Consider the following 20,906-nt stretch of genomic DNA (forward strand, 5'->3'; position numbering starts at 1 on the left):
TAACATGATGTATAAAGAGAGGTTGTCTATCATCAAAGTAATAATTACTAAAACAATTTACTTTTTTAATCAACTATACTTGTGTTCATGTTTATTTTTTAACAAACTAGTATTCCTTTTTAAGCTTAACTAAATAGACGCAAAACATAAAGCCACCAAATATTACTCCTGAAATAAGTCCATTCAGTAAATGGCCGCTCCAATCAATAGGATCATTCCATAAATAATCTATTATCACACCGATGAGAGTCATGCAAACACCAAAATAAACCATAAATACAACACTCAAGATACCATATCTTCTTATTAATTTCTTATATTCTTTGGGTGAATATGCGACTTCCTCAAAATGTTTATTCTTACCAAAGTTAATGATAAGTATAATATTAAATATAAAGAATACGGCAAATAACACTATCGTATGCATTGTAATTGTATGATGATACATATCAATAATTGTAAAGAATACAATTGTTAGAACTGTAACCAAATAGTTAATAGCAAACATGTTTGCTAGTTTTTGGTTAAGTTCTGACTTTTCTCTTTCATCCTTTTTTGTAGAGGTACTTGTGATCCAATTAAGCATCAAATCATTAAAATTACTCATCTCGTTTCACTCCTCAATATCCTTTGTTAATGTCAAATATATATGACAATATTAGAAATGTCAAATATAGACGACACTTTTATATAATCATAATATTAGAATTATTAAAATTATATAGTAAGATTGCGTTAGAAAGATATTTCATAAAAAGGGGTTAAAATATATGACACAATTACATCCATATTTATCATTTGATAAAGCAAAAGATGCACTTGAATACTATGAAGACGTCTTTGGAGCAACTAATGTAAACAGATTAGCAGTAGGCGAAGAACAAGCTGAAAATTTTGGTTTAACAAAAGAACAAGGTGAAGAAGCAACGATGCATGCAGAATTTGAGATTTTAGGTGTTAAAATCTTATGTTCTGATTCTTTTGGACGTGTAGATAATATAAATAATGGTATTTCTTTATTAATTGATTTTGATACTAATGATAAAACAGATACTGAACGTGTTGAGAATTTCTACAATAAAATTAAAGATCACGAATCTATCAACATTGAAATGCCATTAGAAGAGCAATTCTGGGGCGGTAAAATGGGAACTTTTACCGATAAATATGGTGTGCGTTGGATGCTTAACGGCCAAGATTATTCTCAAATGAATTAATCATATTCATGCAAATTAAAAAAGTGGCACATCTCTTACAAACTTCACAATGTAGAGATGTGTCACTTTTTATCTATATTATATTAAATTCCCTTTTCTCGTCTTATAAGTGTTGCTGGACCATTATTAACGATTTCATAAAAATGTTGAATCAATTCCTCTTTTGAAATTCTATTTTCATCCTCAACCCAATGACGTATTAAAGATAAACCAGCGCCTGAGACATAACTCATAAAATACGGAAATGGAATATCTCCGATTTTATCATTATCGTTAACTACATGATTCAAGTGCCCAGTTAATAGTTCGTATAATTTTTCATGTAAATTGGACTCTTTACCTAAGTTAAACATAAGTTTATAGAAATCTAGATGTTCTCCTATACTATTAATCACAAAATCCATTGTCTCTCTTAACTGGCTTTCTGAAATTTTCAGTTCGTCATCATTCTTACTACTCTCGAGAAAACTTCTAATTTCATCAATTTTCTCATTTTCCATCTTATCTAATAAGTCATATTTATCTATAAAGTGAGTATAAAATGTACTTCTATTTACGTCTGCTAAATCAGATATTTCTTGAATTGTAATTTCTTCAAAACGCTTCTTTTCTAATAATGTAATGAGGGCATCTTTAATTGCAGTTTGTGTTTTTCTTACTCTTCTATCATGAGACATCTTGTCACCTTCTTTTTATCTCTTTCCACAATTATAAGCATTCTGTTGGGTTTTAGACAAACTTAAGAAAATGATTATTGTTAATTATAAACACGCTTAGTAAGATGAAAGTGTATTGAAAACCATTCTCAATAAAAGGAGGTCACATTAATGAATCATTTATTAGGTAATCCAGAATTAAATGTAACTGATGTTAATGATGTTCATAAAGGGCTCAATTATATCGTTGTAGATAGCGTCCAATATGGTAATCAAGAGATGATAATGGAAAAAGATGTAGAAGTTATCATGAAAGACGGTGAAACTCTATATTTAAATATTTTTAGACCTAATAAGGAAGGTCGTTTTCCAGTTGTCATGTCAGCAGACACATATGGTAAAGATAACAAACCTAAAATCACTAACATGGGGGCAAAATGGCCTACCTTAGGTAATATAGCAACATCTAGTTTTACACCTGAGGAATCCCCTGATCCTGGATTTTGGGTACCAAATGAGTATGTAGTAGTCAAAGTAGCACTGAGAGGTAGTTCAGGTTCAAATGGCATTCTATCACCTTGGTCAAAACGTGAAGCTAAAGATTATTATGAAGTCATTGAATGGGCGTCACAACAAGAATGGTCCAACGGTAATGTTGGAACGAATGGAGTCTCTTATTTAGCAGTGACTCAATGGTGGGTAGCCTCCCTCAATCCTCCTCACTTAAAAGCTATGATTCCTTGGGAAGGATTAAATGATATGTATAGAGAGGTCGCTTTTCATGGCGGAATTCCTGATACAGGATTTTTCCGTTTTTGGATTAAAGGCATTTTCGCTAGATGGCCAAATAATCCAAATATTGAAGGTTTAATTCAAGCTCAAAAAGATCACACACTTTTTGATAGCTATTGGAAAGCACATCAAGTACCTCTTCCTCAAATTCGAATTCCGTTATTTACTTGTGCCAGTTGGTCTACACAAGGTTTACACAATCGTGGTACATTTGAAGGCTTTAAACAAGCAAGCTCAGTTAATAAATGGTTATATGTTCATGGTCGAAAAGAGTGGGAAAGCTATTATGCGCGTGAAAATTTAGAGAAGCAAAAGTTATTCTTTGATTATTACCTTAAAAAAGAGGACAACGATTGGAAAGATACCCCAACTGTGACTTATGAAGTCCGTGAGAAGTTCTATCAAGGACATTATCGTGAAGCATCTGATTTCCCTATACCTAATACACAATATACAGCTCTATATCTAGACGGAGAGAATCATTCCCTCAATTTAGATAAACCAAAACAAACTCATGTTTCACACTATCACTCTGAAAAAGATAATGAGTCACTACGTTTCACATATACATTTTCTGAAGATACAGAGTTAACTGGAAATATGAATTTAAAACTATGGGTTTCTTCTAACGAAGCAGATGATATGGAGATATTCGCAGGTATTAAAAAATTAGATAGACAAGGTAATGAAGTTAATTTCCCTGACTTCAACCATATTGAACAAGGACAAGTTGCTACAGGTTGGTTAAGAGTATCTCACCGTAAATTAGATGATGAAAAATCTACTATTATACAACCATGGCATAAACACGAACAAGAATTAAAATTGAAAAAAGGCGAGATTGTACCAATTGAAATAGAAATTTTACCTTCAAGTACTTACTTTAAACAAGGTGAAACGCTCGTTGTAGTTATAAAAGGAAATGAAATTATTAAAGGCACTAGCTCTCCTGGTTTAAGTACACGTTATGAACATCATGAAACAGTTAATAAAGGACATCACTATATTCATACTGGTGCTAACTATGATTCTCAATTAATTATCCCAATTATACCTCAATAAATAAAAAAGCTTTAGGAAGTTAAGACAATTTTATGCCCAAGCTTCCTAAAGCTCATCTTTTAAAAATTATTTTAGTAATTAAATTCCTTCATAGACTCCTGATGAAATGTAGTTGTTGTCAGAGTCTGTTTTATATATAAATTTAATTGGAGTGTTAATACGGTATGTATAAACAAGTTTCCCTTTATTATTCTTTACCTTTACGATATTTTCACCGCTACTTTGGTAGGGTTGCAGCTCAAAAGAATAATCTTTACTTTCAAATTTATCATTTTCATACTTCTTAATGATATTTATCGCTTCTGTTTGCGTTAAGTCAGCCTTCACTCTTTTCTCAGTATTATCTTCTTTATCTTCTTTATCCTCATCTTCTTTACTTTTATGATCTTCAGATGTACCTTTGTCGCCATCGTCCCTATCTTTCTTTTCTTTGTCATCTTTATCAGAGCCACTAGAGTCATCAGACTCATTAGATTCATCTTCGTATTTATTGATTTCTTCACTATTAAAAGATAGTTCGATTGTCTTATACTCTTCAGTTCCTTCCGGCAATCCTACACGTTCACTATTTGTCTTAACTGTATGTTTTCCAATTTTTCCCTCTAAATGAACCATAATATTATCATTTGAATTGTATGGTCCATATACTTTATTTTCATCGAAACGTTCATCAACTTTATTATTAATAAACAACTTAATATCATTTACTTTATAAGTATGATTAGGCTTAATCATAAAGCGTTTTTCTTTAAAATTCTCCTTAACGATAGAACGTGCTGGTGTCATTAAAATAGTTATATTACCCTTGAATGTTTGATTACCAACTTGTTTTTTGGCATCGAGTTGATAATTACCAAGTGGAAATGTGCCTACTTCAACGGATTCATCCTTTTTTAAATTGATAGTATGAGTTTGACCATTGTAATCATAATTAATTTTCCCATCATCATGTGAATACATTGCTATAGAATATTAAACGTGTAATGGTCAAACACTCCAAAACGTTTACCATTTTTCTCTATTTTAATAATTGCTAATTGATTGATACTTATTGTATGCGTCTTAGCTTTAGACGTCTTCAAATTTTTCAGACTATCTTTTAAATCTTGAGAAAGTTCATTTAATTTTCCTTCATTTTTTAAAAATCGAAGATATGCATGTGCTTGATTATCATTAAGCTTCTTTCCATCAGAAGTGAGTAATTTAGAAAGTTGACGATGGTCTTCTTTCTTAAGTGCATCTGAAATTTGATCCACACTTTGTTCTGGAGACAGTTGATGCTTTAAAAATATGAACACACTTATTAAAGTAATGGCGATGACTGCTACTAAAATTGAAATAATAATTAATGGTTTATTCGGTTTCTTAAATTGATAAGCATCACTATAACGCCCTGGGGGATAAGGTAGACGTACATCATTTCTAGACATAGACTGTTCAGAGTATCCTGTAGGTTTACCACAACGTGTACATACTTTATGATTGGGATTTAATGGGTTTCCACAATATTTACAAAATCTCAATTAAATCACTCTTCCGAACAATCTACTTAAGTCTTGCATTACTACACTTTCAATCACGTTTTCCCCAAAGATTAAAGCTATGATGGCTAAAGCAAATATCAAAATAATCACGCCGTAAACACCTGAAATTCTAGTTTCATACAATGAACTATATTTCCCGAGGATATACGCGGGTGATATTGTAAAAAATAGATACATAACAATAAAAATAAGTGCCGCAAATTTATATGAATTTAATGCAAAAATTATTCCTGAGAAAATTAATAAAGCTACTGTAAACGTATTGATGATTACATAATCTGATAATAATTTATTGAACTTGATTTCAGGAATAACTGTTAATCTTACCACCGCATATGTAATTCCAATATGAATTGCTAAGATAATAGCTAAACTTAAAACAAATCTAAGTAAGATATCTTCTTTTTGTATTTCAAATAAACCTACTTGACTCGGAATAAGCATAGTAGTAAATAAACTTATCAACAGTAGTCCTGCAACAATAAGAGTAATCAGTATTCTAAAACTAAATGTTTGATTATCTTTAATAACTTGATCTGGTCGTTTAAAAGCATTAATAAAAAATTCTTTTAATTCATTAAGAAAATCTTTCTCATTTGTACGTGCCTGTTCAAATGTTTGATTAACAGGATGATGTGTATCATTTTGATTGACTACAGATTGATTAATATTTTGATGATGATTAACATCCGTAAGTGTTGATTGTACATGCTCCTTAGTTTCTTTAGTTCGTTTATCTAATGTCTCTTTATTTGTAGTTTCTGATGATGTTATCCCAGTAGTTTCTGTAGTAACAGATTGAAGCTTAGTACCACAGTTACCGCAAAAGACGTCTTCTGGTTGAATATTCTGGCCACATTTAGGACAATTCATAGATGTTTGGACCTCCACTATTAAGATATTTTAGATTATATACCATATTTATATTGTTATCTATATAATTTTATATTTATATAATAATATTAGTGTTATCCTAGTTTTTAATATAAAAATTGCCGAGCTACTCATTAGTAACTCAGCAATAATCTTTCATATATCTTTAAGTTTTAGGTATTGCTTTTTTATGGCACAATCGAGTTCTCTTTCTCATGTATCATTTCTATAATTTCATTGTACTCATTCATAACTGCTACTTTGGGTGAATGATTTTTAACTTCTTTTTCATTTAATTGTGCATAAGTCATTATAATGACGATATCACCCACTTCTACTAAACGAGAAGCTGCACCATTTAGACAAATTTTACCGCTTCCACGTTCTCCAGCAATAACATATGTTTCAAATCTGGCACCATTATTATTATTCACAATAGCGACCTTTTCATTAGGTAAAATATCCACCGCATCTAAGATATTCGAATCTATCGTAATACTACCTACATAATTTAAGTTTGACTCCGTGACCCTCGCTCTATGAATCTTAGAATTCATCATCGTTCTTATCATTATTTGCCCTCTCCAATAATCATATTATCTATCAAACGTGCTTTTGAAAATTTAACTGCTAATGAAATAAAAACTTGTCCGCTCATCCATTTCTGTTCAACTAATTCTGGATAACTGTAGATAGCTACTTCATCAACGTGTCCACTAGTATTGTTGTTTAAATAAGAAGTAATACTTTGAATGATGACACAACTTTGTCTCTCACCTTTTTCATATAAATCACGTGCAATTTGCAAACTTTTATTTAAATGAATAGCTTCTTTTCGTTCTTCTTGAGTTAAGTATACATTTCTAGAACTCTTAGCTAACCCATCATCTTCACGTACAATATCGACACCAACAATTTGAATAGGATGATTAAAATCTTTAACCATTTTTTCAATTATTGCTAACTGTTGCGCATCCTTTTTCCCAAAATAAGCATAATCAGGACTAACGATATTAAATAGTTTATTTACTACTGTGACTACTCCTTCGAAGTGCCCTGGTCGTTGTGCACCTTCAAGCACTTCAGCTAAACGTCCTACCTTAAGCGTAATATCTAACTGATCAGGGTACATTTCCTCCACACTAGGATAAAAGACGTAATCAACATTAATACTTTCTACAGCTTTAACATCCTGGTCAATTTGACGTGGATATGCATCAAAATCTTCGTTCGGTCCAAATTGTAAAGGATTAACAAATATACTAATGACTGTTACATCATTGTTCTCAACTGACATACGCATCATTTTCAAGTGACCATCATGTAATGCTCCCATTGTAGGTATAAAGCCTATTGTCTTCCCTTGAGAACGGTATGACTTCACAATCTCTTGCATATCATTAATAGTTGTAACGATTTTAGTCATTGATGTCGACCTCGCTCATAATCTTTTTCCTATAAGTGTGAGCTTCTGAAGGGAATTCACCTGACTTCACTTCATTATCATATTGTTTTAAACCATCCACACCAACTGAAAAGTCAGCATATTGTTTTACAAATTTGGCCTGTCGATCTATACCATAATTCAACAGATCATGGTAAACCAATACCTGACCGTCAGTCTCTTTCCCAGCGCCAATGCCAATCACTGGTATCGTTAATTGTTGGCTAATGACTTGAGCTAAATCACTTGGAATTGCTTCTAATACTAGAAGCACTGCGCCTGCTTCTTGCATAGCTTTTGCATCTTCAATCAGTTGTACTGCCGCTTCCTTCGTTCCCCCTTGTAATTTATATCCCATCACACCAACACTTTGTGGTGTAAGTCCTAAATGAGAAACAATGGGAATACCCATACGTGTTGCTTTTTGAATAAATGAAACAAGATGTGCACCTTCTACTTTTAAAGCATTCGCCTGTGTTGCTTGATAAAGTTTAAGTGCATATTTCAAATCATCTTCATCACATACACCTACAGTCCCTATAGGCATATCAACAACTACAAATGTGTTAGGTGCGCCCCTTCTCACAGCCTTTCCATGATGAATCATATCTTCAACGGTCACTTGAACTGTACTTTCGTATCCTAATACGGTCATTCCAAGTGAATCTCCAACTAAGATCATGTCAATCCTAGCTTGTTCTGCTTGCTTTGCACTCGGAAAATCATAAGCTGTTACCATAGAAATTTTAGTTTGCTCGTCTTTCATCTTTATCAATTGACTTAATGTTTTCAATTCATTTCAACCTCAATTTCCTTTATTATTAGCAATAGTATAATGAATTGCACCAAGAAAGGAAAGAATTATATTATGACAATTGCCGTTATTGGTCCAGGGGCTGTTGGAACAACGATTGCTGCTGAATTAAAAGCTGTCTTACCTGATACACAACTCATTGGTCGCCATAATAAAACAATGACCTATTTCCCGGAAAATACTTCTCAAGCACAAAACATTGATGTTGTTTCATACGATAACACGCATCATTCATTCGATGTCATAATCATCGCTGTTAAAACACATCAACTTCAAAACGTCATTAAGCAATTACCAACTATAGCCCATAAAGATTCACTTATAATCTTAGCCCAAAATGGTTATGGTCAATCACAACATATTCCTCACCAACATGTTTATCAAGCTGTTGTCTATATTAGTGGTCAAAAAAGAAACGATAAAATCACTCACTTTCGTGATTATCGCTTACATCTACAAGACTCATCAGATACTCGTAAGTTAAAACAGCAGCTTTCTTCTTCTAAGATTGAACTTATTTTAGAAAGTGATATCCAAAACAAAATTTGGTATAAACTTCTTGTTAACTTGGGAATTAATTCAATTACTGCTATAGGGCATCAACCCGCTAAAATATTACAATCAACACACATGAAAGAAATATGTCGTTCTATTCTTAACGATGGGTTACAAGTTGCTCAATCAGAGGGGATTCATTTTCCAGATCAGACAATCGATGACATTATGAAGATTTATCAAGGTTATCCTGATGAAATGGGAACAAGTATGTATTATGATGTTTTAAATCAGCAACCCTTAGAGGTTGAAGCTATTCAGGGGTATATCTATCAAAAGGCTAGATTTCATAAACTTAACACGCCTTATCTAGATACAGTTTATACTTTCTTAAAGGCTTATCATCTTAAATTTATAGAAACCAAAGATTTATAATTGAATATCAATTCATAAAAAAATCCCAAAAGCGACATTATCTATCGCCTTTGGGATTAACTTTTGTTATTCAGCTTCTCTAATTTCATCTTCAATATCTTGATAGTCAATTTCAGCGTCAGTAAATGATTTCGCATCTACTGGGAAGTGTTGTTCAAACGTTTCAAAGTTTTGAATCTCTACATTAACATTATCTACTTCAAAATCTAATATGTGACCACCAAAGTCGCGATCATCATTAGCAAAGTGAATGTGGAATCCTGCTGAACCCACCCCATGGAACAATTCTGGTGTGAAGAATCCAACAATAGAACCTTTGATATTTTCACGTGTTTCTTCAGGTTGTCTACGTGCTGAATCAATAAGACGTGTATAAGGTGGTTCTTGACCAGGCATCATACGTACATGCATTTTTTTAAATGTACCTGAAATTTTCACAGCAGAAAACATATTTTCGCTTGTCATCTCTTTTTTAACTTCATCAAAAACATCGTCTTGATTTTTATCTGAAATACTGAAATTTTTGTCTGCCTTAAACTGAGTGACTGTAGCATATGGTGTCATTTCATCGCCAGTTAATTCAATAAATTCTTTATGTTCATTTGCATGGTAAGCTTTACCATCTATAAAAATGACCTCACCATTTGAACCTGTAAGTGTCCCAATACCTAAATCCCCATGTTCTAGTAACTCATTAACTGAAGCAGTTCCTTCTAATAAACCTGCCATCAAAGTTCCTAGCGTTCCGTGTTGGTACAATACATTAGTCATATTACTTTTCACTCCTATTAATATTCATTTCTTATTACTTTAAGAAACGCAAACTAAAGATGACCTATCTCTCTAGAATGCGTTCTTTTTTATATCCTGGAAAATGATTTAACAAACACATACGCTTTCAAATTAATTTAAAGCATTCGGTAACATGTTTGTAGATAATTTAACATTATCTTCGTAGTTAACTGGGATATCGATTAATACAGGACCATCTGTTTCATAACCTTCTTTTATAGCTGCTTCTAACTCTTCTTGGTTAGATACACGTAAACCTTTTGCTCCAAAAGATTCTGCATATTTAACAAAATCAACGGCACCAAAGTCTACACCTGAAGAACGTTGATATTTCATTTCTTCTTGGAATTCAACCATATTATAGCGCCCATCATTCCAAATCAATTGAATAATGTTTAAGTTTTTACGTACAGCTGTTTCTAAATCTTGAGCTGAGAATAGGAAACCACCATCACCAGCTACAGAGACAACTTGTGTGTTAGGACGGACAAGTGCAGCTGAAATTGCCCAAGGAAGTGCCACTCCAAGTGTTTGCATACCGTTACTAAATAATAAATGTCTTGGATTATAACTTCTAAATTTACGTGCCATCCAAATGTAGTGACTTCCAACATCTACAGTTACTGTAGTATCATCAGTTAAAACTTTTTGCATAGATTCAATGATTTCAACTGGGTGCATCACATCATCTTTATGCGTCGCTTTAATACCAGTAGCCTCAATAATCTCTGCTCTTAATTTTTCAAGTTCATCTAAATGATCTTGATTAATAAATGGTTCATCAACATGTTCTGAAATAAGTTCAATTGTACCAGCGATATTACCAATTAATTCTTTGACTGGTTGCATGTAGTTTGTGATTTCTGCTTGAACTTCATCGATATTAATAATTTTAGTGTCTAATTCTTTATTCCAGTTACTTGCTTCATATTCGATTGGATCATAACCAATTGTGACTACTAAATCACTTTTTCTTAATAATTCATCACCAACTTGGTTTCTAAAGAGACCTACACGACCGAAGAAGTGATTTTCTAATTCACGACTAATCACACCTGCACCTTGGAATGTTTCAACGACAGGGAGACTTGTTTTTTCAACTAACTGACGAATAGCTTCTGTTTCAGCTTGGCTTGAACTTCTCATACCAGCTAATAAAACTGGGAATTTTGCATTTTTGATAGCATCAATGACTGCTTGAACATCTTTTTCAGCTGGTACACCAAGTTGAGGTTGTTGACAAAGTGAAATTGCTTTAGCTTCAACTGGTGAAGAGATAACGTCTTGTGGAATACTAATAAAACTTGCACCATTTTTACCTGACGTTGCTGTACGCATGGCATTAGTCATCACTTCTGATAAAGATTCTGGGTCTTGTACTTCAGCACTATATTTTGTAGATGATTTTAATAGTGCTGCGTTATCAATACTTTGATGTGTTAAACGTAATAAGTCATTGCGTTTAACTTGACCACCGATTGCTAATACTGGATCACCTTCAGATGTAGCAGTAAGTAATCCAGTTGTTAAATTACTAACTCCTGGACCACTCGTTACAAGTGCAACGCCTGGTTTACCAGTTAAGCGTCCGATTCCTTGTGCCATCATTGCAGCATTTTGCTCATGACGTGTAACAATTAATTCTGGACCATCATCTTCTAATGCATTGAATAAGTAGTCAATTTTTGCTCCCGGAATACCAAATACATATTCAATTCCATTATTTTTTAAAGTGTCAATTACCATATCTGCTGCTGAATATTGTTTGTCAGCCATTCATTTCATATCCTTTCAAAAATTTAATTTCTTTATTTCTTTTGAATTTTAAGCATGCGTTATACTAAATGTTTAATTGAGTCGTATGTTTCTTCAAGTGTTTGAACTGATTGCTTAAATAATTGTTTCTCTTTATCGCTTAAAGGTGTTTCATATATTTTAACTGCACCATTTTGGTTAATTAATGTTGGGACACCTAAGTAAACTTCTTTATGTCCATATTCCCCATTAAGTTGACTTGATACAGTTAAAACACTATTTTCGTTATTTAATAATGCTTTAGAAATTCGTAAAAGCGCTAAAGCTATACCATAATAAGTAGAACCTTTAGCTTGGATGATATCGTAAGCAGCATCTCTAGTGTTCACATATATTTCTTCAGCTTTAGCTTCACTGCCTGTTTGTTCTTTTAAAGTATCAAATACTGAGATACCTGCAACATTTGCTTGAGACCAAACTGCAAGTTCAGAGTCACCATGTTCACCGATAATGCTTGCATGTACACTTGATGGCACAACATTTAGCTCTTGGCTAATTAAATATCTAAATCTCGCACTATCAAGAACAGTACCTGAACCAATAACGCGTTCAGCTGGTAAGCCTGTGACTTCTTTAACATAGCGAGTTAAAATATCAACAGGGTTAGCTGCGATTAGGAAGAAACCATCGAAACCACTATCCATTACACTTGATACAATACTTTTCATAATTTTAGTGTTTTTCTCTACAAGTTGTAAGCGTGTTTCTCCTGGTTTTTGTGGTGCACCTGCTGTAATGACAACTAAGTCTGCATCTTTACAATCGCTGTATTCCCCAGCTTTTACTACGACTGGTGATGCACTGTAGAGTGCGCCGTGATTTAAATCTTTCACGTCTGCTTCTACTTTATCTTTCGCAATGTCAATGATGACAAATTCATCTGCAATCCCTTGAGTAACCATAGCAAATGCATAGCTAGAACCTACTGATCCATCACCAATTAATACAACTTTTTTACTAAATTTTTTCATTTTAACGACTCCTTCGCAATAAAGTGACACAATTAATGTGCTTAGTTTTATTTTTATAATATTTTCATTAAAATAACTAGAATTTTAATTGTCCTTAGTTATAAAATCACTATTTCAGTGACGAAATTGTTACAATTTGTTCAAAATGTTTTATTTAGTGACTAACTTTATTACATAATTAATTATAGTACGAAAACATGTATTAATAAAATACATAATAACGATTATAAGTATTCTTAAAAGGAATGGTTTATATATAGAAAAATATAATATATCAATAGCTATGAGATCTTTTAATCGTAAATCGTGGTAAATAATATACGCGTTATGGAAACATTTTTCTTTAATTTTATATTCTCTTATAAACTAAAACGACCTCTAACAAATTAATTAGAAGTCGCGTTTAAAATTTATTTAACTGGTTGGAGTGTTGAAATAAAGTCTATCCACTGGCGTGTTACATAATTTAAATAAGCATCTTTTCTCCATATGGCACCTAAATGCCATGAGAGTTCTACATTTTCTAATTGAATGGACGTTACATTATCTCCCATTAAACGTACTAAACTTTCAGGTACAATACTAATACCTATACCTTGTTGAATCATGTTAGCAATAAAGCTAATTTGTGAGATGTTAGCGACTGTCTTAGGATAGAAACCTATACGTTTACAGTTTTCTATAATTTGATCTTTAAGATAATAATCATCGTGGAACAATACAAATTCTTCATTTTTTAATTCTGCTAGGTCTACCTTTTCCATATCCGAGAGATGATGATCGTTACTGACTACTAGTAATAACTCTTCATTGTATAAGGAAACAGAATGGAATAATGAATGGTCCACAGGCAACGTTGTTATACCTATATCTACATCGTCATTAGCAGTTAAGTTCTCTACTATTTTCCCTCCACCTTCAATGACTTCGTATGTCACATTAGGGTATAACTTGTGAAATTGATTAAGCGCATTTGTAAACATTTGAACATTCATCATGGGTGAAAGTCCTATCTTAATATGGCCCTTTTGAACATTGACTACATCGTTCATTTCTAATGATAGTTTCTCAAATAGAGCCAAAAATTCTAGACTATTGTCATAAAATGTTTGGCCAATATCTGTCAATTTAATTTGTTTCTGAGAACGATCGAATAAAGTAATATCATATTCATTCTCGATATTTTTTATAGCTTTACTAATCGTTGATTGAGCAATATATAAATGTTCTGACGCTTGTGTCATTCCCCCTTGGCGAACGACTTCTACGAAATATTTTATCTGTTTAATTTCCATTTCTTTACTCATCCTTATGCAAATTAATATTACTGAATATTACGTTCTCTGCGATAAATCAGAAAGCTATAAAATATTAAAACGCTAATTAAAATGAATGCAGCTATTAAAATTGTATAGATTCCCATATATTTTTGAAGTAACGCAGATATAATAGCCCCCACAACAAAACTTATTACTATTCTAATGTAAAGCAATGATTTACTCAATTGTACTTTGTCTTTATTTATAATAAATTCACTTAGCGCAATCACAGCTTTTTTTAAATTACCTGTTGAAAATGTGTTAGCATATCCTTCACCTTCTATTTTACCAAACGCAGTAGTAAGCATGGCCATACTAAATGCTAAAGGTGGAATAATATAGATGTTCGGTATTGATGCAGGTATAAAACCCACTGTGATGCTACTCATTGTGATTGGTAGTAAAGCGATAAGACGCCAATATCTTGTAGCTATTTTCGCATGTATTAATGAAACAAACATGACACCTATCATAAATGAGATAACTGAAATAATCTTTAACAATCCACCATCAAGGTTATGATGAGAGACTTCAGAAGCTAGAAAGATGAGGTTACCAGTTTGACCCGCTGCTAAAGTGCCTCCACGTTCTAAAAAGGTATAAGCATCTATATATCCACCAACAAATGTCAATGCAATAGCCATCTCTTTAAATTGATAAATATTTTGTGTGAGATATTTGTCTAATGAAATAGCTACCACCTCTTTTCTATTTTTTCAATCATATTTTACACCTTGCCACTATAGAATGTTAATTTATCCGTTTTATAACCCATAAATGTAAATTGTAAAATATTGGTAAAAATTTCGTTAAAAATTCTATTTTTATTTTTTGTATATCTGATATAATCAAGTTTATCATTTCGTGAAATGCTTACATTTGATTTATTCATCAAAAGAGAGATAGAAAAGCTTTAATTTTTCAGAATTTTTAGACAAAATAAGAAAATTCTATGCTATGATATAAATTATTAGAAATAGCTGGTCACTCGTGATGTTTATATAAGGACTATAACAATCTCTATAAACACCATGACTGCTCGAAATAGATGTCTTATTAGTAAGTGGAGGTTTATTATGTCTAGTTTTTTTAACCGGATTACTCGTAAAGAGAATCCAACAATTTATCAAAATAAAGATGGACACCTTAAACGCACATTACGTGTTCGTGACTTTCTTGCGTTAGGTGTCGGTACAATTGTTTCTACATCCATTTTCACTCTACCAGGAGTTGTTGCTGCAGAGCACGCCGGTCCAGCAGTAGCTTTATCGTTCCTATTAGCAGCTATAGTGGCTGGTCTTGTAGCTTTTACATATGCTGAAATGGCATCGACTATGCCTTTCGCAGGATCAGCATATTCATGGATTAATGTATTATTTGGAGAATTCTTCGGATGGGTTGCTGGATGGGCATTACTTGCTGAGTACTTTATTGCGGTAGCCTTTGTTGCTTCCGGATTTTCAGCTAACTTAAGAGGTCTTATCGCCCCGATTGGTATCACATTACCTAACGCGTTGTCGAATACTTTCGGCAATAAAGGCGGTGTAATAGACATCATCGCTGCTGTCGTAATTATATTAACTGCGTTATTACTTTCTCGTGGTGTGACTGAAGCCGCTCGCATGGAAAATATCCTAGTTATACTTAAAGTTTTGGCAATTATCTTATTTGTCATTGTTGGTTTAACAGCAATCAACTTTAGTAACTTCGTACCATTTGTGCCTGAGCATAAAGTTACAAAATCAGGTGATTTTGGTGGATGGCAAGGTATATATGCTGGTGTATCAATGATTTTCTTAGCATATATTGGATTTGATTCAATTGCTGCAAACTCTGCAGAAGCTATTAACCCTCAAAAAACAATGCCTAGAGGGATTTTAGGTTCTCTTGCAGTAGCCATTGTACTATTTGTAGCCGTGGCATTAGTCTTAGTTGGTATGTTCCATTACTCACAATATGCAGACAATGCTGAACCAGTAGGTTGGGCTCTACGTAAAAGTGGCCATGGAATTATAGCGGCAGTGGTTCAAGCGATTTCAGTTATCGGTATGTTCACTGCTTTAATCGGTATGATGTTAGCCGGATCACGATTATTGTATTCATTTGGTCGCGACGGATTACTACCTTCATGGTTAAGTCAATTAAATCATAAGCACTTACCAAACAGAGCTTTACTTATTTTAACAATTATTGGTGTGGTAATAGGTTCAATGTTCCCATTCAACTTTTTAGCACAATTAATTTCTGCAGGTACACTCGTAGCATTTATGTTTGTATCACTGGCAATGTATCGCTTAAGAAAACGTGAAGGTAAGGATTTACCAAAACCAGATTTCAAATTACCATTATATCCAGTATTACCAGCTATTACATTTGTACTCGTATTACTTGTATTCTGGGGACTAAGCTTTGAAGCTAAATTATATACTTTAATATGGTTCGTTGTAGGTATTGTTATTTACTTACTTTATGGACTGAAACACTCTAAGAAAAATGATGAAGAAGAATATCACGCACCGAAATAATAAATACTAAGTGGCACAAGTGTTGTTTTTACAGCACTTGTGCCTTTTTTTATAAAAAAAAGATCCTCATTTAGTTTTAATAAAATGAGAATCTTTTTGATTCATTACCATCCTTGACCGGTAATTTCATACTGATCTAAGTTACCTTTTTCCAATGCTTTAAGTGCATTCTCAATGGTATCGAGTGCTGTATCAAGTTGTTCATAAGTAATTACTAGTGGTGGTTGAAATCTCAATACATTTCCTGCGACTGCAATGATTACAACTCCATGCTCAAAGCAATAATTACAAATTTTCAATGCTGCTTCTGAATCTCGTGTCTTAATTTCCTTATCAGACACAATATCTATACCTATTGATAATCCAACACCTCGTACATCTCCTACACTCTCAAACTGTGTCATCCATTGATTCATTCGCTGGCGTACGTAGTTCCCCTTTTCAGTGGCAGCGGTTAATAAATCTTCCTCTTCTATCATTTCTAATGTAGCTAATGCCGCTTCACAACTAACAGGGTTGGCACCTGTAGTAAATAAATGCGCTGGCGCTTCAAGGCTTTCCATAATTTCTTTACGACCTACCAAAGCTGACATTGGTAAACCTCCAGCTAGAGACTTTCCAAAAGTAATTAAATCAGGAGTAAAGTTAAAATGATCCACAGAACTCCATCTACCTGTACGTCCTAATCCTTGTTGAATATCGTCAACTGCAATTAAAATACCATGCTGGTGACATAAATCTTGTAGGGCTTCAAAATAACCTGATACAGGTTCAAGTAAGCCTCCATCACCTTGTATTGTCTCTACTACAATGCATGCGACCTCTTCTGCTGGAACGTATTTCGCAAACATTTCTTTGAGAGGCGCAAGATATTCTTCCACTGTATTAGATGTTGATTGTTCAAACATCCCTCTATATTTGTCTGGAAATGGAATATGATAAAAACCATTAAGTAATGGTCCATAGTGTTTTCGCATATTTAAGCTAATAGCTGACATCGATAAAGCGCCAAACGTTGAACCGTGGTATGCGTTTGTGAAACTAATCATATAGGGACGTCCGGTATAGGCACGAGCAAACTTAATAATACCGTCATTAGCATCAGATCCAGTTAAACCAAACGTTACTCTTTTTTCAAAATCTCCAGGAGCTATTTCACAAATCTTCTTTGATAAACGTACAAGTGGTTCATGATACATATATGCTGGCGTATAATGAACAAATTTTTCTGCTTGTTTTTTAATAGCATCTGTGACTTTCTTAGGTGCATGCCCCACATTTTGCGAACTTGCACTTGATAATAAATCTATATATTCCTTTCCATCTACATCTACTAGCGTCGCACCATAGCCATAATCAATAGCTAAAGGATAATATTTAATACGTCCTGACTTAGCGAAATACTTTTCATCTTCATTAATTAAATTTTTTGCTTTACTCATGATAAATTCACCTTCCCTAGGCTTTATCATCCATTTCTTATACTGTATTATTCCTTCTCATAACGCTTTTGAGTCACTTTTTATCAGTCTTAAAATGAATTCCCAGTAATATGATAGTACTCAATATACTAATAATTTTCTGATTTGTAAATATTTTCTGAATTATTAAAATATTGTTTGGGTTTATTAATTTAAAAATGAATTCAACCACTCAAATAGAAATGTCTAAATTGTTTAATTATGGGAATAATAAAAAGTAAAATTATTATGGAGGATAAATTTATGTGGCTTAGATATGGTTATCATTTATTAAGTGCAATTGTCATCAGCGCTATATTATTAATCACTACTATTGTGATGGACGTTCTATTTCAAAAGACGCATTTAACCCAGCTATTACTTAATATTGATTTCTTAATTGACCCGAAGAAAGTGCCTACAATTGTTGAAGGGTTGATTCATTTAAGTATAGATATCGTAATCTATATCGTTTTTTTAATTATTTATCATTACTCCAAGCCCCTATATTACTTAGCATTTGTTCCTTTAACGATTATTTTTATAGTCATGTACCCATTTTTAATTGCGATTGCCCAACGTTCATTGTTTAAATTCAGTTGGAATGCATATGCATTGTGGATGGAAGCTCATATCTTATTCATGATTCTCATGGCTATCAGTATACCTACGATTGCTAAGAAACACTTATAATTAAAAGGCCCAGAAGCTATTTGTTCTGGACCTTTCTTACTATTTATTATTCCTCATCACCATGTTTATCATACTTAGTAACAATGCCATCTTGATCTATAATGTAAGAGCCTGCGAGTTCCCCATCTTTATCTGTAAATGAGAATCCCCAATTGCCATCACTGTCTTCTTCAGGCTCTTTGTAAGTATATGTGTCAGTATCTAATTTGTGTCCTTCATAATCTTCCACCAAATCGATTACATTACTTCGTGTCACTGTAGTACTATCTGAACTATTATCATCATCTGAATCTGAACTTGATTGAGTATCGATTGGATCTCCATAACTTGCAGGTTCTGATGACATTAATGCACTTATTTTATTAATTTCACTATCACTTGCGTCATATAATTTTACAGTTGAAGCTTTGTCTAGTACACGTTGTGATTCTTTCTTGCCATATTCATCACCGTAAATCGGACCGTTAAATTGTGATGGCACGGGATAAATCGTTATCGTACCGTCTCCATTATTTTTATAATAGACTGACCCAGCAGCATGAACGCTTGCAGTCAAAATTTCAGTTCCTTCTGGAAATTTTACAGAAACATCAGGTAAATAAGGATCAATTAATTTACCTGAAACATCCCCATGTTTAATATCTAAATCGTCAAATTTTATATCACTGTTTCCCCTATAGCTTTCTAATGCCGTTAACCATACTTTCGCATAATAAGTATTTGAATGCGTATTCTCCTGATTAGCGTCCTCTTGACTCTTGTCATTAGAACTTTGACTTGATGCATGATTTGAATTATTATTTTTAGAATTTTTATTACTTTTAGATGACTGAGATTTATCGTCTGAAAGATTTGAACTTCCTTTATTGTCATTACTTTGCCCCGTACTACAACTTGCTAATAATAAAGATGTCACTAGACATGCACTCACCATTTTTTTCATACCTATTAATCCCCTTTTTTCTGAAAATGAATAGCTTGATGCTTAATACATATAAACTACTATATAAATTAATTATATAGTGTATGTAAACTAAAGTGTATAGTTATTTTAAAATTACATATCACATGTTGATTGCACTCTATCGAAGACATTTTATGAATAAATTGATAAGTAAATATGAACAAATCGTGAGGATATATTAACTTCTTTAACTTATCTTAAAGTTTCAATAATGTTTCTTTTAAACCGGTATGATTATTTTATTCAGGTGGTACACTAAAAGCGTAGAAAACATTATTTCAAATTCTAAATTCTCAAATTCGAAATGGGGTTATCATTGTGAACAAGGTTTCTCTTATTGCAACAACTGTAATAACTGGGGCAGTATTATTTACGACTGCAAATGTTTCTGAAGCAAAAGCGGATGAAGTAACTGCAAATAATGCAAAAGACGTAGCACAACAAGCTATGAAAAACAGCGGTGGCAATCCCAACTTACAGAATTTCAATGCCGTAAAAGATAAAGGGGACTACTACGAAATCGGTATTAATAATAAATCTGGTGCAGGTGTGGGTACTTATAAAGTTTATAAAGATGGTGAGGTTCAATATAAAAGTGGAAACTTTGGTAATTATAGCACTTTGAATAGCGAAGATTGTTATACTGGCCAAGATATCACAACAAAACCTTATAAAGAACCTAAACACGTGGCCAAAAAAGAAGTAGCCGTTGATTCTACTAGAGAACTTAATTCATTCTATGTAGGAGACGTAAAATCTTCTGATTTACCAAAGCATTCTAAATCTTCACTTCCTGAAACAGGTCATAATGACACACATGTAGGGATGGATTTAATCGCTGGTACGTCACTTCTAGCAGGCGGATTATTAATTGGCGGACGCAAACGTAGAGAAAAAACTTCATAATCTAATAAATTTAAATTTTATTGATAGAGGGTCATATGATAGTGTTTCATCACTATGGTATGGCCCTTTTTTGACGATTTTTTGAAATCCAACATTATAGCAATGATAAATTGAATAATCGATAATTAA

21 protein-coding genes are annotated in these 20,906 nt (G+C 32.9%); 6 read left to right on the top strand and 15 right to left on the bottom strand.

Annotated elements, in window-relative coordinates; all coding sequences use genetic code 11:
* Positions 1-106: 106 nt before the first annotated feature.
* On the bottom strand, positions 107-607 hold the full coding sequence (locus HMPREF2642_RS04360; protein WP_049427824.1) for a hypothetical protein: 501 nt from the start codon (positions 605-607) through the stop codon (positions 107-109).
* Positions 608-770: 163 nt separating this feature from the next.
* Here HMPREF2642_RS04360 and HMPREF2642_RS04365 point away from each other — a divergent pair, with 163 nt between their 5' ends.
* Entirely contained in the window at positions 771-1,217 is a 447-nt protein-coding gene (locus HMPREF2642_RS04365) for a VOC family protein (protein ID WP_002432211.1), read from the top strand.
* An 83-nt stretch (positions 1,218-1,300) separates the two neighbouring features.
* Here the strand turns inward: HMPREF2642_RS04365 and HMPREF2642_RS04370 are convergent, their stop codons facing one another.
* A complete protein-coding gene (locus HMPREF2642_RS04370) occupies positions 1,301-1,894 on the bottom strand; it encodes a TetR/AcrR family transcriptional regulator (protein WP_030059095.1) in 594 nt (197 codons plus the stop codon).
* Between the two features lie 150 nt (positions 1,895-2,044).
* Between HMPREF2642_RS04370 and HMPREF2642_RS04375 the strand changes: the two genes are divergently transcribed.
* A complete protein-coding gene (locus HMPREF2642_RS04375; protein WP_064212216.1) occupies positions 2,045-3,727 on the top strand; it encodes a CocE/NonD family hydrolase in 1,683 nt (560 codons plus the stop codon).
* A 78-nt stretch (positions 3,728-3,805) separates the two neighbouring features.
* Here the strand turns inward: HMPREF2642_RS04375 and HMPREF2642_RS11810 are convergent, their stop codons facing one another.
* The 6 genes from HMPREF2642_RS11810 to panB all read right to left on the bottom strand — a co-directional run bounded on the left by HMPREF2642_RS11810 (position 3,806) and on the right by panB (position 8,381).
* Entirely contained in the window at positions 3,806-4,687 is an 882-nt protein-coding gene (locus tag HMPREF2642_RS11810; RefSeq protein WP_256276633.1) for a hypothetical protein, read from the bottom strand.
* A 2-nt stretch (positions 4,688-4,689) separates the two neighbouring features.
* Positions 4,690-5,250 carry a TcaA second domain-containing protein gene (locus HMPREF2642_RS11815; RefSeq protein ID WP_256276634.1) on the bottom strand — a complete coding sequence of 187 codons (561 nt, stop codon included), beginning with the start codon at positions 5,248-5,250 and terminating at the stop codon, positions 4,690-4,692.
* Positions 5,251-6,144, bottom strand: a complete 894-nt coding sequence (locus HMPREF2642_RS04385) for a zinc ribbon domain-containing protein (RefSeq protein WP_002432610.1) — start codon at positions 6,142-6,144, stop codon at positions 5,251-5,253. It lies immediately after the preceding gene.
* Positions 6,145-6,332: 188 nt separating this feature from the next.
* Positions 6,333-6,716 carry an aspartate 1-decarboxylase gene (gene panD, locus HMPREF2642_RS04390; RefSeq protein WP_030059091.1) on the bottom strand — a complete coding sequence of 128 codons (384 nt, stop codon included), beginning with the start codon at positions 6,714-6,716 and terminating at the stop codon, positions 6,333-6,335.
* A complete protein-coding gene (gene panC / locus HMPREF2642_RS04395) occupies positions 6,716-7,570 on the bottom strand; it encodes a pantoate--beta-alanine ligase (RefSeq protein ID WP_070597695.1) in 855 nt (284 codons plus the stop codon). The genes panD and panC overlap by 1 nt, the downstream gene beginning before the upstream one ends.
* Positions 7,563-8,381 carry a 3-methyl-2-oxobutanoate hydroxymethyltransferase gene (panB, locus tag HMPREF2642_RS04400; RefSeq protein WP_030059089.1) on the bottom strand — a complete coding sequence of 273 codons (819 nt, stop codon included), beginning with the start codon at positions 8,379-8,381 and terminating at the stop codon, positions 7,563-7,565. Before panB ends, panC begins: the two co-directional genes overlap by 8 nt.
* A gap of 75 nt (positions 8,382-8,456) precedes the next feature.
* Here panB and HMPREF2642_RS04405 point away from each other — a divergent pair, with 75 nt between their 5' ends.
* Positions 8,457-9,332, top strand: a complete 876-nt coding sequence (locus tag HMPREF2642_RS04405; RefSeq protein ID WP_070474504.1) for an oxidoreductase — start codon at positions 8,457-8,459, stop codon at positions 9,330-9,332.
* 66 nt (positions 9,333-9,398) lie between these two features.
* On the opposite strand, the gene budA is transcribed toward HMPREF2642_RS04405, so the two are convergent.
* From budA to HMPREF2642_RS04430, 5 genes are all read right to left on the bottom strand, one after another.
* Complete coding sequence (gene budA, locus HMPREF2642_RS04410) at positions 9,399-10,103, bottom strand: acetolactate decarboxylase (RefSeq protein WP_002432571.1); 705 nt, start codon at positions 10,101-10,103, stop codon at positions 9,399-9,401.
* A 132-nt stretch (positions 10,104-10,235) separates the two neighbouring features.
* Positions 10,236-11,900 carry an acetolactate synthase AlsS gene (alsS, locus tag HMPREF2642_RS04415; protein ID WP_030059078.1) on the bottom strand — a complete coding sequence of 555 codons (1,665 nt, stop codon included), beginning with the start codon at positions 11,898-11,900 and terminating at the stop codon, positions 10,236-10,238.
* A 59-nt stretch (positions 11,901-11,959) separates the two neighbouring features.
* Complete coding sequence (locus tag HMPREF2642_RS04420; RefSeq protein ID WP_002454082.1) at positions 11,960-12,910, bottom strand: L-lactate dehydrogenase; 951 nt, start codon at positions 12,908-12,910, stop codon at positions 11,960-11,962.
* 410 nt (positions 12,911-13,320) lie between these two features.
* Entirely contained in the window at positions 13,321-14,205 is an 885-nt protein-coding gene (locus tag HMPREF2642_RS04425) for a cidABC operon transcriptional activator CidR (RefSeq protein WP_002432944.1), read from the bottom strand.
* 29 nt (positions 14,206-14,234) lie between these two features.
* Positions 14,235-14,930, bottom strand: a complete 696-nt coding sequence (locus HMPREF2642_RS04430) for a YoaK family protein (protein ID WP_002432493.1) — start codon at positions 14,928-14,930, stop codon at positions 14,235-14,237.
* Between the two features lie 375 nt (positions 14,931-15,305).
* On the opposite strand from HMPREF2642_RS04430, the gene HMPREF2642_RS04435 reads away from it, so the two are divergent.
* On the top strand, positions 15,306-16,754 hold the full coding sequence (locus HMPREF2642_RS04435; RefSeq protein ID WP_030059074.1) for an APC family permease: 1,449 nt from the start codon (positions 15,306-15,308) through the stop codon (positions 16,752-16,754).
* A gap of 104 nt (positions 16,755-16,858) precedes the next feature.
* Here HMPREF2642_RS04435 and HMPREF2642_RS04440 read toward each other — a convergent pair whose 3' ends face one another.
* Positions 16,859-18,196 (bottom strand): aspartate aminotransferase family protein, encoded by a 1,338-nt coding sequence (locus HMPREF2642_RS04440; RefSeq protein WP_030059072.1) that lies wholly within the window; start codon positions 18,194-18,196, stop codon positions 16,859-16,861.
* Between the two features lie 282 nt (positions 18,197-18,478).
* Here HMPREF2642_RS04440 and HMPREF2642_RS04445 point away from each other — a divergent pair, with 282 nt between their 5' ends.
* On the top strand, positions 18,479-18,907 hold the full coding sequence (locus tag HMPREF2642_RS04445) for a hypothetical protein (protein ID WP_070597696.1): 429 nt from the start codon (positions 18,479-18,481) through the stop codon (positions 18,905-18,907).
* A gap of 46 nt (positions 18,908-18,953) precedes the next feature.
* Here HMPREF2642_RS04445 and HMPREF2642_RS04450 read toward each other — a convergent pair whose 3' ends face one another.
* Positions 18,954-19,850, bottom strand: a complete 897-nt coding sequence (locus HMPREF2642_RS04450) for a hypothetical protein (RefSeq protein WP_070474513.1) — start codon at positions 19,848-19,850, stop codon at positions 18,954-18,956.
* 339 nt (positions 19,851-20,189) lie between these two features.
* Here HMPREF2642_RS04450 and HMPREF2642_RS04455 point away from each other — a divergent pair, with 339 nt between their 5' ends.
* The gene (locus tag HMPREF2642_RS04455; RefSeq protein ID WP_023351068.1) at positions 20,190-20,777 is read left to right on the top strand and encodes a hypothetical protein; all 588 of its coding nucleotides are present in this window, start codon (positions 20,190-20,192) and stop codon (positions 20,775-20,777) included.
* Positions 20,778-20,906: the final 129 nt, after the last annotated feature.

The organism is Staphylococcus sp. HMSC055A09, from assembly GCF_001809655.1.
In the GTDB taxonomy this organism is placed as follows: domain Bacteria; phylum Bacillota; class Bacilli; order Staphylococcales; family Staphylococcaceae; genus Staphylococcus; species Staphylococcus capitis.